Origin of the sequence: Mycobacterium europaeum, assembly GCF_034555895.2 — a bacterium.
Lineage (GTDB): Bacteria > Actinomycetota > Actinomycetes > Mycobacteriales > Mycobacteriaceae > Mycobacterium > Mycobacterium europaeum.
On record NZ_CP157315.1, the window covers coordinates 2,031,481 to 2,050,862 of the forward strand.

Consider the following 19,382-nt stretch of genomic DNA (forward strand, 5'->3'; position numbering starts at 1 on the left):
CAAGTCATCCGGGGAGCCGACCACCGCCTCGGGTACCACTACCAACCGGCCCCCACTCAACAGCGCACCGAAAATCTCCCAGAACGAAACATCGAACGCATAGGAATGCCACTGCGACCACACCCCCACCCGCTCCACCTGACCGTCCAGCGTCTCCAGCAGCTGGGTCACGTTGTGATGGTTAACGGCAACACCTTTAGGAACACCGGTAGTACCTGAGGTGTAAATCAGATACGCAACATCCTCCGAAGTCGGGCCCGGCAACGGTATAGCCGGCTGGGCATCGATGGCGGGATCGTTGACATCGATGACCGCCACGTCATGGCCATCGAGCCGCGAGCGCAACTCAGCGGTAGTCAACACCGCGACCGGGGTGGCGTCGGTGAGCATGAACTTGACGCGGGCTGTCGGTAGACCGGGATCTATTGGTACGTAGGCCGCCCCGGACTTGAGCACCGCCAGGATCGCCACGATCGCCTCTGGGCAGCGCGGCATCAGCAATCCCACACACTCACCCCGACCCGCACCGTGCCGAATTAACAAGTGCGCTAACTGATTCGCCGACTCGTCGAGTTCCTGATACGTCCAGGACCGGTCCCCGAAAGTCAACGCCACCGCCCCCGGGGTTTGTGCCACCTGCGCGGCAAACGCCGCCGGAATCGACACCCCCGGCGTGGCGGGGCGGTCCAACACGGCGCGGTTCCCCCACCCCTCCACACAGGCCAGCTCCGACGCGTCGAGCACCTGGATCGAGGACAACAGCCGCTGCGGGTCAGCCGTCATCGCCGTCAGCACGCGCTGGAATCGGGTGATCAGGGTGTGGATGGTGTGGGGGTCGAAGATGTCGGTGCGAAATTCCACCGCCCCACTAATCCCAGCTGGCTGGCCCGCGTCGGTGAACTTTTCGGTCAGGGAGAAGGTCAAATCCATGCGCGCGGTGTGAGTTTGCACCGGCAGCGGGCTGACCCGCGCCTGGTCCCCCAGCGCTAGTCCGCCAGCCAAGTCCTCGTTGTGCTCGGGCAGGTTTTGCCAGGCCAGCATGACCTGCACTAGGGGGTGGTGGGCCAGGGAGCGGGTGGGGTGCAGTCGTTCCACGAGTACTTCGAAGGGCACGTCTTGGTGCTCAAAGGCGGCCAGGCTGCGGGCGCGCACCTGGCTAAGGAGTTCGGCGATGCTGGGGTCGCCGGCCAGATCCAGCCGCAACACCAGGGTGTTGACGAAGAACCCGACCAGCTCATCCAGAGCGGGGTCGCGCCGGCCGGCGATCGGGAACCCCACCGCCACCTCGGTATTGGCGCTGAGTTTGGCCAGCAGCACCGCGAGGGCGGTTTGGATGACCATGAAACTGGTCGCATTATGCGCGCGGGCTACTTGGGTGATTTGCTGCTGCAACTGCGCGGGCCACTCGATGGTGAGGCTGGCTCCGCGATAATCGGCCACCGCCGGATACGGCCGATCCGTGGGCAACACCAGCCGTTCAGGCATCCCGGCCAACGCGTGCTGCCAGTAAGCCAACTGCCCGCCGATCACACTATCGGGATCCTCTAAGCCACCGAACTGCTCACGCTGCCACAGCGTGTAATCGGCGTACTGCACCGCCAACGGCACCCAACCCGGAACCTGGCCCTTAGCCCGAGCGGCATAGGCCACACCCAGATCCCGTATCAGCGGAGTGATCGACCAACCATCAGCAGCAATATGGTGGGCTACGGCCACCAACACAAACTCATCGACGCCCACCCGGAAAAGCTGCGCCCGCAACGGAACCTCGACCGCCAAATCAAACCGGTAGCCGGCCACCGCGGCGATGGCCTCATGTAGCTGGCTTTCTGGCCACCCGCTGGCATCAATCACCCGCCAACCAAAATCGGCCCGCTCAACCGGGATCAGCTGCTGGTGGGGGGTCCCGTCGGTGGCGGGGAAGATGGTACGCAGGCTTTCATGGCGGCCCACCACATCACCGAGCGCGGCCTCCAGGGCCTCAACATCAAGTGGCCCACCTAACCCCAGCGCAACGGGCATGTTGTAGACCGCCGACCGGCCCAACAACTGATCCAAGAACCACAACCGGGACTGGGCAAACGACAACGGCACCACCGCTGGGCGCTCTTGTACGGTCAGCGGGGCCAACCCACCCCCACCCCCGGCGTTGGCCTGGATGCGGGGCGCCAACTGCGCGATCGCCGGCGCCTCAAACACCGCCCGCACCGACAAGTCAACATCCAAAGAATTGTTGATCGCGGCGATCAAACGCATCGCCGACAACGAATCCCCACCCAACTCGAAAAAGGAGTCATCGACCCCGACCCGCTCCAATCCGAGGATTTGCGCGTAGATGCCGGCCAGGATGTCCTCGACCAGACTGCCCGGGGCCCGATACTGACCACCGGTGTAATCCGGTGCGGGGAGGGCGCGGGTGTCGAGTTTCCCATTAACCGTCAACGGCAACGCCTCGAGTACCACGATCGCAGCCGGCACCATATAAGACGGCAACCGCTGCGCCAACTCGGCGCGCACCGCCACCGGATCCACCGTGCCCGAACCGGATTCGGTCACATAGCCGACCAGACGCTTATCCCCGGGGTGGTCCTCGCGGGCAATCACCACCGCCTGCCCCACCCCGTCTAGCCCGGCTAGCGCGGCCCGGATCTCCCCCAATTCGATGCGGAACCCGCGGATCTTGACCTGCTCATCCGCCCGGCCCACATAGCGCAGCTGCCCGTCAGCACCCCAACACACCAAATCCCCGGTCCGATACATCCGCGACCCCGGGCTGCCGAACGGACACGCCACAAACCGCGACGCAGTCAACCCCGCCCGACCCCAATACCCCACCCCCACCCCGGCACCGGCCACATACAACTCCCCCACCACCCCCACCGGCACCACACACAACCACACGTCCAACACAAACAACGCCGCCCCCGACACCGGCGACCCAATCGGCGGGGCACCCACCCCAGCAGCCAGCGGGATACTCTTGGATGCCCACATCGTGGTCTCGGTCGGCCCGTAGACATTGACCATCACCCGCCCCGGCGCCCACCGATCCACCACCTCCGCCGGACACACCTCGGCGCCGATCACCAGCGCCGCCGAGTCCAAACCATCCGTCGAGAGCACCCCCACCGCAGAGGGAGTCTGAGTGAGCACACTGACCCGCTCAGTCACCAGCAACGCGTGAAAATCATCCGCAGAACGGGTTAGCGCTTCGGGCACCACCACCAACCGTGCCCCATGCAACAACGCACCCCAGATCTCCCACACCGAAAAGTCAAACGCATACGAATGAAACTGCGACCACACCTGCCCCGGCCCCAGCCGCACACCCATCTCCAACGAATCAAACAACTGGGTCACATTGCGATGCGTGACAGCAACACCTTTAGGCACACCGGTCGTCCCCGAGGTATAGACAATGTGCGCGATATCGTCGACCGCCGGACCCGGCAACGGTATAGCCGGCTGGGTATCCACAACAGGATCATCAACATCAATGACCGGCACACCATGACCATCCAGCCGTGACCGCAACCCGGCGGTGGTCAACACCATCACCGGAGCCGCATCAGCGAGCATGAACCCGATCCGCGCCGCCGGCAGCCCAGGATCGATCGGCACATACGCCGCCCCCGACTTCAACACCCCCAGGATCGCCACGACCGCCTGCCCACAGCGCGGCATCAGCAATCCCACACACTCACCCCGACCCGCACCGTGCCGAATTAACAAGTGCGCTAACTGATTCGCCGACTCGTCGAGTTCCTGATACGTCCAGGACCGGTCCCTGAAAGTCAACGCCATCGCCCCCGGGGTTTGTGCCACCTGCGCGGCAAACGCCGCCGGAATCGACACCCGCGGCGTGGCGGGGCGGTCCAACACGGCGCGGTTCCCCCACCCCTCCACACAGGCCAGCTCCGACGCGTCGAGCACCTGGATCGAGGACAACAGCCGCTGCGGGTCAGCCGTCATCGCCGTCAGCACGCGCTGGAATCGGGTGATCAGGGTGTGGATGGTGTTGGGGTCGAAGATGTCGGTGCGGAATTCCACCGTGCCGGCGATGCCGGCCGGCTGGCCGGCATCGGTGAAGGTTTCGGCCAGGGAGAAGGTCAAATCCATGCGGGCCGTGTGGGTTTGCACCGCTATGGGGTTGGCCTGCAGCTCCCCCAGGTCCAAATCGGTCAGGTTGTGCTGTTGCCAGGCCAACATCACCTGCACCAACGGATGGTGGGCCAGGCTGCGGGTGGGTTGCAGCCGTTCCACCAACACCTCAAAGGGCACGTCTGGGTGCTCAAAGGCGGCCAGGCTGCGGGCACGCACCTGGCTAAGGAGTTCGGCGATGCTGGGGTCGTCGGCCAGATCGACGCGTAACACCAGGGTGTTGACGAAAAACCCGACCAGCTCATCCAGAGCGGGGTCGCGCCGGCCGGCGATCGGGAACCCCACGGCCACATCACAACCGACGCTGAGTTTGGCCAACAAGACTGCCAAGCCGGCCTGCACCACCATGAAGCTCGTCGCATTATGCGCGCGGGCTACCCAGGTGATCTGCTGCTGCAGCTCGGCGGGCCACTCGATCGTGAGGCTGGCCCCGCGATAATCGGCCACCGCCGGATACGGCCGATCCGTCGGCAACACCAGCCGTTCAGGCATGCCGGCCAACGCGTGCTGCCAGTAAGCCAACTGCCCGCCGATCACACTATCCGGATCGTCTAAGTCACCGAACTGCTCACGTTGCCAGAGTGTGTAGTCGGCGTACTGCACCGCCAACGGCACCCAACCCGGAACCTGGCCCTTAGCCCGAGCGGCATAGGCCACACCCAGATCCCGTATCAGCGGAGTGATCGACCAACCATCAGCAGCGATATGGTGGGCCACCGCCACCAACACATACTCATCTAAGCCCAACCGGAAAAGCTGGACCCGCAACGGAATCTCGGCCACCAAATCAAACCGGTGGCGTGCTGCGGCCTCGATCGCCGCATCCAACCGGGTATCCGTCCAGTTGCTGGCATCGATCACCGCCCAGCCGAAATCGGCTCGCTCGACCGGCACCACCTGCTGTTCGGGAATCCCATCAACCGCGGGGAAGACGGTGCGCAGGGTTTCATGGCGGGCCACCAGATCACCGAGCGCGGCCTCCAGGGCGTCAACGTCGAGTGGTCCGTGCAGGCGCACCGCCACGGGCATGTTGTAGACCGCCGACCGGCCCAACAACTGATCCAAGAACCACAATCGGGACTGGGCAAACGACAACGGCACCCGCTCCGGACGCGGGCCGGCCACCAGCGGGGTCAGCCCGCCCCCGGCGTTGGCGGCGATGCGGGGCGCCAACTGCGCGATCGCCGGCGCCTCAAACACCGCCCGCACCGACAAGTCAGCATCCAAGCTGGTGTTGGTCGCGGCGATCAGCCGCATCGCCGACAACGAATCCCCACCGAGATCGAAGAAGGAGTCGTCGATCCCGACGCGCTCCAACCCAAGGACTTCCGCGTAGATGCCGGCCAGGATGTCCTCGACCAGATTGCCCGGGGCCCGATACTGACCACCGGTGTATTCCGGGGCGGGGAGGGCGCGGGTGTCGAGTTTGCCGTTGACCGTCAACGGCAACGCCTCGAGCACCACGATCGCGGCCGGCACCATATACCCCGGCAGGCGCTGCGCCAACTCGGCGCGCACCGCCACCGGATCCACCGTGCCCGAACCGGATTCGGTCACATAGCCGACCAGACGCTTATCCCCGGGGTGGTCCTCGCGGGCAATCACCACCGCCTGCCCCACCCCATCTAGTCCGGCGAGGGCGGTGCGGATTTCGCCGAGTTCGATGCGATACCCGCGGATCTTGACCTGCTCATCCGCGCGACCCACATAGCGCAACAGGCCATCAGCACCCCAGCACACCAGATCCCCGGTGCGATACATCCTGGACCCCAGCGCCCCTAACGGACACGCCACAAACCGCGATGCGGTCAACTCCGACCGACCCCAATACCCGTACGCGACCCCGGCACCGGCCACATACAACTCCCCGACCACCCCGATTGGCGCCGCACGTAACCACTGATCAAGTACAAAAAAGCCCAAATGCGCCAACGGCACTCCGATCGGGCTCGCTATGCCCGCGACATCGCCGGCGACGATCTCGCGTACCGAGGCATGGACCGTCGTCTCGGTGGTGCCATACATGTTGATCAGCCGCGTCGAGCCTCCATGGTGGCCGAACCACGTCTTAAGACGCGCAGGCTCGAGGGCTTCCCCACCAAACACCACCGATTCCAGCGCCAGCTGTCGACCCAATCCCGCTGATAATCCATCAAGGTTTTGCAACGCATAAAACGCCGACGGGGTGTGACTCAGCACACTGACACCCTCAGCAGCCAGCAGGGCGTGGAAATCGTCTGGGGAACGGGTCACCGTTTCGGGCACTACCACCAACCGGCCCCCACCTAGCAGGGCGCCGAAGATCTCCCACACCGACACATCAAAGGAATAGGAATGCCACTGCGACCACACGCCCGCGCGGTTCACGTACGCACCTGCCGACGTTAGCAGCTCGATCACGTTGTCATGGCTAACGGCAACACCTTTAGGCATCCCCGTGGTGCCCGAGGTGTAAATCAGATACGCAATATCGTCGGCGTCGGGGGTCGGGCCCCGCAGCGTTGTTGCCGGCTGGGTATCGATCACGGGATCGTTGAGATCAATGACCGGCACGTCATGACCATCGAGCCGCGAGCGCAACTCAGCGGTGGTCAGCACCGCGACCGGGGTGGCATCGGTGAGCACGAACTTGATCCGCGCTACCGGCCATCCCGGGTCCATCGGCACATAGGCCGCCCCCGCCTTGAGGACCCCCAGGATCGCCACGATCGCCTGCGCGCCGCGCTCCACCAGCAAGCCCACACACTCACCCGGGCCCACCCCATGCCCAACCAGCGAGTGCGCCAACCGATTCGCCGACTCATCCAACTCCCGATACGTCAGCGAAAGACCCTCACAAGTCAGCGCCACCGCCTCCGGGGTTTGTGCCACCTGGGCGGCAAACACATCCGGAATCGACACCCCCGAACCCACCGGGCGGTCCAACACGGCGCGGTTACCCCACTCCTCCAGACAGGCCAGCTCCGACGCGTCGAGCACCTGGATCGAGGACAACAGCCGCTGCGGGTCAGCCGTCATCGCCGTCAGCACGCGCTGGAATCGGGTGATCAGGGTGTGGATGGTGTTGGGGTCGAAAATGTTGGTGTCGTATTCGACCCGCAGGCCCAGTTCCTGACCGGGCGCCACTTGCAGTGTCAGCGGGTAGTGGTTGTATTCGCGGCTCGTGACCTCGTCGATGGCCAACTCGTGTGGCCCGGCCATTGCGGTGGTGTCGACCGGATAGTTTTGATACACGAACAAGGTGTCAAACAGTTGGTCGTGTCCAGTGGCGCGGTGAATCTCGTTGAGCGCCAAGTGCTGATGGTCCAGGGTGTTGTTGTGGATGCGGTGCAGCGCCTCGAGCAGGTCTACGGTGCTAGTCGACGCGGTTAGGGTGGCACGCACCGGCACCGTGTTGATCAATAGGCCCACCATCGATTCCGCGCCGCTCAGCTCGGCGGGCCGTCCTGAGACGGTGATGCCAAAAGCGAGATCATGCTGGCCGGTCAACCCGCACAACAGCTGCGCGAAGCCGGCCTGCAGCACGGTGCTCACGGTGGTGTGACACGAGCGGGCCAACTCCACAAGGGCCAGCGTGGTCTGCTCAGACACCCTAGACGACACAACACCGCGCCGTCCCAGCGTCAATCGGCCCGGCGGGCCCACCAGTGTGGGGGTCTCGAACCCGGTGAACACCTCGTGCCATGCCGCCTCGGCGGCAGCGCGATCTTGGGCGGTCAGCCAGCTTACAAACCGGCGATAGGGCACCGGAGCAGGCAGCCGCTGCCTGTAATAGCTGGCGAAGATTTCCTGCAACAAGATCGGCAGCGACCAGCCATCGAGCACGATGTGGTGATTCGTCAGCACAAACCGGTGCTGATCGCCCGCGGTGCGGATCAACGCGGCCCGAAAAGCCGGCTGGCTGCCCAGATCGCACACCGCGGCCCGCTCGCTCGCACACAACCGCTGGATTTCATCGACGCCAACCCCGTCGCCGTCGGTGCTGGCGTCCAGTTCGACATACCGCCACGTCAACTCGGGCTCAGCCGGGATGATCTGCACCGGCTCCCCGAACCGGTCCCAGAACCGGGCCAGCAGGTGCGGATGGCGCAGCACCACCGTATGCACCGCCTCGCGCAGACGGTCGGGATCCAGGCCGCCAGTCACGGTGATATCCAGCTGCACCGCATACACATCATCGCCGCCCTGCGCGGTACTGGCATGAAAGAGCAACCCCTGCTGCAAGGGGGTCAACGGCAAAATATCGGCAACCCGATCCTGCCGACACAACTCATCGATCTGAACCTGACTCAACCGGGCCGGCGCAATATCGGAGGGAGTCAACCCACCCCCACCGTGTTGGACATGCGCGCAGATACCAGCTAGGGCCTCAAACCACAACCGGCTGAGCCGGCTGACCTGCTGCTCATCGAGTGCCGAGCGCGCCCACGTCCAAGCCGCCTGCAGATGCGGGCCAGCCTCCGTGTCCACGGTGGCGGCGTTGAGCCCCACGGTATGCATCAACGGCATCGCCACTGCCGTGGCCGCACCGGTCAACGACAAGCCGTCTCGATCGAGCCGCCACAAACCAGCCGACATCTCACCCTGGCCGCCCACCCGGCCCAAGTAGTTAAACCCGATCACCGGATCTGACCCGGCCAGCTCAACCTCGGGATTCAAATACCGCAGCAGACCATACGTCAGAGGATGCGGCAGGGCGCGCAGCTGTTCTTTGACGTCCTTGATGACCGCCCCCAGCGCGGCTTCACCGGCTACCACCTGCGACCAGTCCAGCTCACCGGGCGCCAACGCCACCGGGTACTTGGCGGTGAACCAGCCCACCGTGCGCGACAAGTCCAACCCGTCGCCTAGCTCCTCGTGGCGCCCGTGGCCCTCCACATCGATACCGACCGCCGCGGCAGCAGGACCCAGGAATTCCACGAAGGCCAAGCCGAACGCGATCAACAAAATGTCTTGCACGCCAGCGTGAAACACCGCGGGCACCTCACCGAGCAGCAGGCGTGTGGTCTCGGCATCCAACGACACCGACAACTGCCCCGCACTCGCATACGTATCTACCCGCGGTTGCACCGGCGGCAATAAGACAGCGGTTGTCGCCACCTGCCGCCACACCTCGGCCTGGCTGATCACTTCTGGGGTGTGGGCGTACTTATCGAGCAGCCCCGACCACCGAGCAAACGACGTCCCCACGACGGGCAAGACGACCGGCTGACCACTGTGATGCTGAGCCCAGGCGATATTCAAATCCTCCAACAAAATTCGCCATGACACCCCATCAATAGCCAGGTGGTGAACGATCAACACCAACTGGCCCGTGGCGCCCACCCATAGCGCACTGACCATCACCCCAGCGCCCGGGTTCAACCGCGACCGCGCCTCTACCAACGCGTCATCGCATAACGCGTCCACCGCCTGCAGGCAATCGCTGGCGTTCACCGACCCCGGCTCGGGTACCCATAGCGCCCATCCGCCGGCGTCGTCGTCGACACACAACCGCAACATGGCATGCCGATCCAGCAGGGCCTGCAACACCACCACCACGTCGCCCTCGGTGACCCCGGCCGGCGCCTGCACCACCATCGTCTGGTTGAACTGGTCAACCGGACCGTCCACACCCTGCAGCCACCGCATGATCGGGGTGGCGACCAGCGGCCCGACACCCTCGTCCATTGGGGCAAGCTCGCCGCCGACCGCTACCTCGGCCACCCGGGCCAGCCGGGCCACGGTTTGCTCGACGAAGACATCACGCGGCCGACACAACAGGCCAGCCGCCCGCGCCCGGGCCACCACCTGCATCGACAAAATGCTGTCCCCACCCAGATCGAAGAAGGAGTCATCGACCCCGACGCGCTCCAGCCCGAGCACCTGGGCGTAGATCCCGGCCAAGATTTCCTCAATGGGTGTGCCCGGGGCGCGATACCCCTGACCGGTGTAGTCGGGGGCGGGTAGGGCGCGGGTGTCGAGTTTGCCGTTGACCGTCAACGGCAGGGTATCGAGGACCACGATGGCGGCCGGCACCATATAGGCGGGTAGCCGATCCGCGAGTTGGGCGCGGACCGCCACCGGATCTACGGTGCCCGAACCAGATTCGGTGACATACCCGACCAGACGCTTATCCCCAGGGTGGTCCTCGCGGGCGATCACCACCGCCTGCCCCACCCCGTCCACGTTCGCCAGGGCGGTGCGGATTTCGCCGAGTTCGATGCGATACCCGCGGATCTTGACCTGCTCATCGGCCCGGCCCACATACTGCAGCTGCCCGTCAGTGCCCCAGCACACCAAATCCCCGGTGCGATACATCCGCGACCCCGGGCTGCCGAAGGGGCAGGCCACAAACCGCGACGCGGTCAACGATGACCGGCCCCAATACCCCACCCCGACCCCGGCGCCGGCCACATACAGTTCCCCGACCACCCCCACCGGCACCGCACCCAACCACGGGTCCAAGACAAAAAAGCCCAGATGCGCCAGCGGCGACCCAATCGGACTGACCGTCCGAGCGACATCGCCGGCCACAATCTCTCGCATCGAGGCATGCACCGTCGTCTCGGTAGTGCCATACATGTTCAGCAGCCGCGGGGCCCCCCGATGGTGGTCCAACCACGGCCCCAGACGTGCGGGCTCAAGGGCTTCCCCACCAAACACCACCGTTTCCAGCCTCAGCTGCTGAGCCAACCTCGCTGAGAATTCATCGACGGATTGCAACGCATAAAACGCTGTGGGTGTTTGGCTCAACACACTGACCCTCTGGCCGAGCAGCAGGGCGTGGAAGTCTTCCGGTGAGCGGGTTAGCGCTTCGGGTACCACCACCAACCGGCCCCCGCCCAACAGCGCACCAAAGATCTCCCAGACCGAAAAATCAAACGCATAGGAATGAAACTGCGACCACACCCCCACCCGCTCCACGTACTCACCCGCCGAGGCGAGCAATTGGAGCACGTTGTGGTGGTTAATGGCAACGCCTTTGGGGGTTCCGGTGGTGCCTGAGGTGTAGATCAGGTACGCAATATCCTCCGGCGTCGGCATCGGTCCTGGCAGTGGTGTGGCTGGCTGGCTGTCGATCAAGGGGTTGTTGATGTCGATCACCGGCACGCCATGACCGTTGAGCCGTGACTGCGAATCGGTGGTGGTTACCACGGTGATTGGGGTGGCGTCGGTGAGCATGAACTTGACGCGGGCTGTCGGTAGACCGGGATCTATTGGTACGTAGGCCGCTCCGGTCTTGAGTATTGCCAGGATCGCGATGATGGCCTGCGCGCAGCGCGGCATCAGCAATCCCACACACTCACCCCGACCCGCACCGTGCCGAATTAACAAGTGCGCTAACTGATTCGCCGACTCGTCGAGTTCCTGATACGTCCAGGACCGGTCCCCGAAAGTCAACGCCACCGCCCCCGGGGTTTGTGCCACCTGCGCGGCAAACGCCGCCGGAATCGACACCCCCGGCGTGGCGGGGCGGTCCAACACGGCGCGGTTCCCCCACCCCTCCACACAGGCCAGCTCCGACGCGTCGAGCACCTGGATCGAGGACAACAGCCGCTGCGGGTCAGCCGTCATCGCCGTCAGCACGCGCTGGAATCGGGTGATCAGGGTGTGGATGGTGTGGGGGTCGAAGATGTCGGTGCGAAATTCCACCGCCCCACTAATCCCAGCTGGCTGGCCCGCGTCGGTGAAGTTTTCGGTCAGGGAGAAGGTCAAATCCATGCGCGCGGTGTGAGTTTGCACCGGCAGCGGGCTGACCCGCGCCTGGTCCCCCAGCGCTAGTCCGCCAGCCAAGTCCTCGTTGTGCTCGGGCAGGTTTTGCCAGGCCAGCATGACCTGCACTAGGGGGTGGTGGGCCAGGGAGCGGGTGGGGTGCAGTCGTTCCACGAGTACTTCGAAGGGCACGTCTTGGTGCTCAAAGGCGGCCAGGCTGCGGGCGCGCACCTGGCTAAGGAGTTCGGCGATGCTGGGGTCGCCGGCCAGATCCAGCCGCAACACCAGGGTGTTGACGAAGAACCCGACCAGCTCATCCAGAGCGGGGTCGCGCCGGCCGGCGATCGGGAACCCCACCGCCACCTCGGTATTGGCGCTGAGTTTGGCCAGCAGCACCGCGAGGGCGGTTTGGATGACCATGAAACTGGTCGCATTATGCGCGCGGGCTACTTGGGTGATTTGCTGCTGCAACTGCGCGGGCCACTCGATGGTGAGGCTGGCTCCGCGATAATCGGCCACCGCCGGATACCGCCGATCCGTGGGCAACACCAGCCGTTCAGGCATCCCGGCCAACGCGTGCTGCCAGTAAGCCAACTGCCCGCCGATCACACTATCGGGATCCTCTAAGCCACCGAACTGCTCACGCTGCCACAGCGTGTAATCGGCGTACTGCACCGCCAACGGCACCCAACCCGGAACCTGGCCCTTAGCCCGAGCGGCATAGGCCACACCCAGATCCCGTATCAGCGGAGTGATCGACCAACCATCAGCAGCAATATGGTGGGCTACGGCCACCAACACAAACTCATCGACGCCCACCCGGAAAAGCTGCGCCCGCAACGGAACCTCGACCGCCAAATCAAACCGGTAGCCGGCCACCGCGGCGATGGCCTCATGTAGCTGGCTTTCTGGCCACCCGCTGGCATCAATCACCCGCCAACCAAAATCGGCCCGCTCAACCGGGATCAGCTGCTGGTGGGGGGTCCCGTCGGTGGCGGGGAAGATGGTACGCAGGCTTTCATGGCGGCCCACCACATCACCGAGCGCGGCCTCCAGGGCCTCAACATCAAGTGGCCCACCTAACCCCAGCGCAACGGGCATGTTGTAGACCGCAGAAGGCCCCTGCAACTGATCCAAGAACCACAATCGGGACTGGGCAAACGACAACGGCACCACCGCTGGGCGCTCTTGTACGGTCAGCGGGGCCAACCCACCCCCACCCCCGGCGTTGGCCTGGATGCGGGGCGCCAACTGCGCGATCGCCGGCGCCTCAAACACCGCCCGCACCGACAAGTCAACATCCAAAGAATTGTTGATCGCGGCGATCAAACGCATCGCCGACAACGAATCCCCACCCAACTCGAAAAAGGAGTCATCGACCCCGACCCGCTCCAATCCGAGGATTTGCGCGTAGATGCCGGCCAGGATGTCCTCGACCAGACTGCCCGGGGCCCGATACTGACCACCGGTGTAATCCGGTGCGGGGAGGGCGCGGGTGTCGAGTTTCCCATTAACCGTCAACGGCAACGCCTCGAGTACCACGATCGCAGCCGGCACCATATAAGACGGCAACCGGTCCGCCAACTCGGCGCGCACCGCCACCGGATCCACCGTGCCCGAACCGGATTCGGTCACATAGCCGACCAGACGCTTATCCCCGGGGTGGTCCTCGCGGGCAATCACCACCGCCTGCCCCACCCCGTCTAGCCCGGCTAGCGCGGCCCGGATCTCCCCCAATTCGATGCGGAACCCGCGGATCTTGACCTGCTCATCCGCCCGGCCCACATAGCGCAGCTGCCCGTCAGCACCCCAACACACCAAATCCCCGGTCCGATACATCCGCGCCCCCGGCGCTGCGGCCCCGGTGAAGGGGCAGGCCACGAACCGCGATGCGGTCAACGGTGACCGGCCCCAATACCCCACCCCCACACCGGCACCGGCCACATACAACTCCCCCACCACCCCCACCGGCACCACACACAACCACACGTCCAACACAAACAACGCCGCCCCCGACAGCGGCGACCCAATCGGCACCACCCCCATCCCCGGTGTCAGCGGGGCGCTGATCGCCGCATCCACCGTGGTCTCCGTCGGGCCATAAGCGTTGAGCATCACCCGCCCCGGCGCCCACCGATCCACCACCTCGGGCGAGCACGCCTCCCCACCGAGCACTAACGCCGCCGACCCCAACCGCTGCGGCGACAACACCGCCACCGACGACGGCGTTTGAATTAGCACACTGACCTGCTCACCCACTAGCAGGGCGTGCAAGTCATCCTGGGAAGCGGCCACCGCCTCGGGTACCACCACCAACCGGCCCCCACTCAGCAGCGCACCGAAAATCTCGTGCACTGAGCCATCAAAAGCCAACGAATGCCACTGCGACCACACCTGCCCGCGCCCCAACGCCAATCGCACCTCCAGCGAATCCAGCAACTGCAGCACGTTGTGGTGGTTAATGGCAACGCCTTTGGGGGTTCCGGTGGTGCCTGAGGTGTAGATCAGGTACGCAATATCCTCCGGCGTCGGCATCGGTCCTGGCAGTGGTGTGGCTGGCTGGCTGTCGATCAAGGGGGTGTTGATGTCGATCACCGGCACGCCATGACCGTTGAGCCGTGACTGCGAATCGGTGGTGGTTACCACGGTGATTGGGGTGGCGTCGGTGAGCATGAACTTGACGCGGGCTGTCGGTAGACCGGGATCTATTGGTACGTAGGCCGCTCCGGTCTTGAGTATTGCCAGGATCGCGATGATGGCCTGCGCGCAGCGCGGCATCAGCAATCCCACACACTCACCCCGACCCGCACCGTGCCGAATTAACAAGTGCGCTAACTGATTCGCCGACTCGTCGAGTTCCTGATACGTCCAGGACCGGTCCCTGAAAGTCAACGCCACCGCCCCCGGGGTTTGTGCCACCTGCGCGGCAAACGCCGCCGGAATCGACACCCCCGGCGTGGCGGGGCGGTCCAACACGGCGCGGTTCCCCCACCCCTCCACACAGGCCAGCTCCGACGCGTCGAGCACCTGGATCGAGGACAACAGCCGCTGCGGGTCAGCCGTCATCGCCGTCAGCACGCGCTGGAATCGGGTGATCAGGGTGTGGATGGTGTGGGGGTCGAAGATGTCGGTGCGAAATTCCACCGCCCCACTAATCCCAGCTGGCTGGCCCGCGTCGGTGAAGTTTTCGGTCAGGGAGAAGGTCAAATCCATGCGCGCGGTGTGAGTTTGCAGCGGTACGGGGTTGGCTTGCAGATCCCCCAGGTCCAAGTCGGTGGGGTTGTGGTGTTGGAAGGCCAGCATCACTTGGACCAGCGGGTGGTGGGCCAGGGAGCGGGTGGGGTGCAGTCGTTCCACGAGTACTTCGAAGGGCACGTCTTGGTGCTCAAAGGCGGCCAGGCTGCGGGCGCGCACCTGGCTAAGGAGTTCGGCGATGCTGGGGTCGCCGGCCAGATCGACGCGTAGCACCAGGGTGTTGACGAAAAACCCGACCAGCTCATCCAGAGCGGGGTCGCGCCGGCCGGCGATCGGGAACCCCACCGCCACCTCGGTATTGGCGCTGAGTTTGGCCAGCAGCACCGCGAGGGCGGTTTGGATGACCATGAAACTGGTCGCATTATGCGCGCGGGCTACTTGGGTGATTTGCTGCTGCAACTGCGCGGGCCACTCGATGGTGAGGCTGGCTCCGCGATAATCGGCCACCGCCGGATACGGCCGATCCGTGGGCAACACCAGCCGTTCAGGCATCCCGGCCAACGCGTGCTGCCAGTAAGCCAACTGCCCGCCGATCACACTATCGGGATCCTCTAAGTCACCGAACTGCTCACGCTGCCACAGCGTGTAATCGGCGTACTGCACCGCCAACGGCACCCAACCCGGAACCTGGCCCTTAGCCCGAGCGGCATAGGCCACACCCAGATCCCGTATCAGCGGAGTGATCGACCAACCATCAGCAGCAATATGGTGGGCTACGGCCACCAACACAAACTCATCGACGCCCAGGCGGAAAAGCTGGGCCCGCAACGGAATCTCGACCGCCAGATCAAACCGGTAGCCGGCCACCGCGGCGATGGCCTCATGTAGCTGGCTTTCTGGCCACCCGCTGGCATCAATCACCTGCCAACCAAAATCGGCCCGCTCGACCGGGATCACCACTTGTTCGGGTGTGCCCGCGGCCGCGGGGAAGATGGTGCGCAGGCTTTCATGGCGGGCCACCACATCACCGAGCGCGGCCCTGAACGCGTCGCCATCCAGACGGCCCTGCAGACGCAACGCGACGGGCATGTTGTAGACCGCAGACGGGCCGAGTAATTGATCCAAGAACCACAACCGGGACTGGGCAAACGACAACGGCACCACCGCTGGGCGCTCTTGTACGGTCAGCGGGGCCAACCCACCCCCACCACTGGCGTCGATGCGGGGTGCTAACTGGGCGATGGTGGGCGCCTCGAAGATGGTGCGTACCGATAGGTTGGCATTCAGGCTGGTGTTGACCGCCGCGATCAGGCGCATCGCCGACAACGAATCCCCACCCAACTCGAAAAACGAGTCGTCGATCCCCACCTGGTCGAGGTCGAGGATGTCGGCGTAGATGCCGGTCAACATTTCCTCAATGGGAGTGCCGGGGGGGCGATAGTGGGCGCCGGTGTAGTGGGGGGCGGGTAGGGCGCGGGTGTCGAGTTTCCCATTAACCGTCAACGGCAGGGTATCGAGCACCACGATCGCAGCAGGCACCATATAAGACGGCAACCGCTGCGCCAACTCGGTGCGGATGGCGACCGGATCCACCGTGCCAGAAGCAGATTGGGTGATGTAGCCGATCAGGTGTTTGTCGCCGGGGTGGTCTTCGCGGGCGATCACCACCGCCTGGTCCACCCCCTCCAATGCCGCTAGCGCAGTGCGGATTTCGCCGAGTTCGATGCGATACCCGCGGATCTTGACCTGCTCATCCGCCCGGCCCACATAGCGCAGCTGCCCGTCAGCACCCCAACACACCAAATCCCCGGTGCGATACATCCGCGCCCCGGGTGCTGCGAACGGACACGCCACAAACCGCGACGCGGTCAACCCCGCCCGACCCCAATACCCCACCCCGACACCGGCACCGGCCACATACAACTCTCCGACCACCCCCACCGGCACCGGACACAACCACGGGTCCAACACAAACAACGCCGCCCCCGACACCGGCGACCCAATCGGCACCGCCCCCATCCCCGGTGTCAGCGGGGCGCTGATCGCCGCATACACCGTGGTCTCAGTCGGCCCATAAGCGTTGAGCATCACTCGCCCCGACGCCCACCGATCCACCACCTCAACCGGACACGCCTCCGCGGCCACCACCAACGCCACCGAATCCAACCCCTGCGGTGAAAGCATCGCGACCGCCGACGGGGTCTGACTCAACACACTGACACCCTCAGCAATCAGCAAGGCATGCAGGTCATCCGGAGAGCCGACCACCGTCTCGGGCACCACCACCAACCGGGCCCCATGCAACAGCGCACCCCAGATCTCCCACACCGAGTAGTCGAAGGCATAGGAATGGCATTGTGTCCACACCTGAGCTGCGGTCAGGTCCAGTCCGGAATCAAACGAGTCGAATAACCGCGTCACGTTGTGGTGCGTGACCGCCACACCTTTAGGCATCCCCGTGGTGCCTGAGGTGTAAATCAGATACGCCACATCCTCCGCAGCCGGGCCCGGCAACGCCGTAGCCGGCTGGGCATCGATCACCGGATCGTTGATATCGATGATCGGCACGTCGTGACCATCCAGCCGCGCGGCCAGCCCGGCGGTGGTCAGCACCGCGACCGGGGTGGCATCGGTGAGCAAGAACCCGATCCGCGCGGCCGGCAGACCCGGATCCATCGGCACATAGGCCGCCCCCGACTTGAGCACCGCCAGGATCGCCACGATCGCCTGCGCGCAGCGCGGCACCAGCAACCCCACACACCCACCGGGCCCGACACCCTGGGCAACCAGCCAGTGCGCCAACCGATTCGCCGACTCATCCAACTCCCGATACGTCCACGACCGGTCCCCAAAGCTCACTGCTACCGCATCCGGGGTCTGTGCCACCTGGGCGGCAAACACATCCGGAATCGACACCCCCGAACCCACCGGACGATCCAACACGCCACGGTTACCCCACCCCGCCAGCCGGGCATACTCGGACTCATCGAGCAACTCGACCGACGACAACAGCCGCGACGGATCCGCGGTCATATCGGCCAACGCTTGCTGCAAGCGGTTGGCCAAATAGGACACGTCGAAACTGGCAAACGGCTGCCCAGCGCCCGCCGTGCTGAGGAATAGCTGATCACCGGCGCCAAGGAAGAACAGCCCAAAGTGACCCACTGGACCATAGTTCGTGTATGTCGCGGACGCTGGGGCACCGGCAAAGTCCAGGGTCAGCCGGGAGGGGATGAAATCGATACCGACCCGATTGGCCGCCTGTCCGAGCCCGCGGGGACCGCCGTCTGCCTCCAGGGTGTGCACAGGAAACCGCTGATGCTGCAGCAACTCTCGTATTCGGGTGTCTACCTGCACACAAAATTCTGCTACCGTGGACTGCGGTGACGCCGTCAACATCAGTGGGAGCACCCCGGCAAGCATCCCGGGAAGCATCTTGGACTCCCGATCCACCCGGCGGCTGACCGGGAAATCGAGCATCACCTCCGAGCCGCTACCCGACCAGCCCCGCACCAACAGCGCACACGCCGCAGTCAGCACCGAATACCGGCGCACTCGCAAGGCTTTCGTCAACGGCTGAATGCGGCCAACGACGGCAGGATCCAAGCCAACCGGCCCGCAAGGCAAGGAGTAGTCACGCTCACCTACCGCGTCAGGCAACCGATAAACCGGTTCGCTTTCTGGCCTAAGTTGGTTGCGCCAATACGCCCGATCGTGCAGGTACTCGGGGGAGGCTTCGTATTCTGACTCGCTGCGAACCAAGTCGTGCAACGAGCCGAAGGGGGCCGCAGGGATGGGTTCTCCGCGAACAATGGCGGTATAGATCGTGGCCAGCCGACGGCTGACCAGCACCATGCCCAACCCATCGATGACGATGTGGTGACAGCACGCAAACACATAAAACTCATCACCGCGGGTCTGAAACAGCGCAAATTTGAACAGCGGCCCACTTAACGGCATGGGTGTGCGTCGAATCGATGACGCGATCTCCCCGACGTCCTGTACCGGATCCTGCGCGCCACGCAGGTCGTAAAAAGCCAACTCGACATCCGGGTAATCGATCACCCGCTGCACAACCTGGCCATCTACCTCACAAAACGCGGCCCTGCCCGGTTCGACCTCACGCACCACCTGGCGAATCGCCTGCTGCAACGACCCTCGGTCGACGCGGCCCTCGACCCTGGCCAACAGACCCAGCTGCCACTCCGTACCACGATGACCCGTGTGCTGGGCAAGTTCTTGGGCAAGCCAGATTTCTAACTGACCACGCGTCAGCGGAAGTACCCGGTCGCCGAGTTCCATCCGAGTCCACCAACCCACCGGTTTACCGA

General features: G+C 64.6%; 1 protein-coding gene (running past one end of the window). It reads right to left on the bottom strand.

The window, feature by feature from the left end; translation table 11 throughout:
* Window positions 1–19,353 carry the 5' end (the start) of a non-ribosomal peptide synthase/polyketide synthase gene (locus U8D42_RS09305; protein ID WP_348636947.1) on the bottom strand. It extends 20,406 nt beyond the left edge of the window, so only the first 19,353 of its 39,759 coding nucleotides appear in the window; its start codon is at window positions 19,351–19,353; the stop codon falls past the left edge of the window.
* Window positions 19,354–19,382 lie beyond the last annotated feature (29 nt).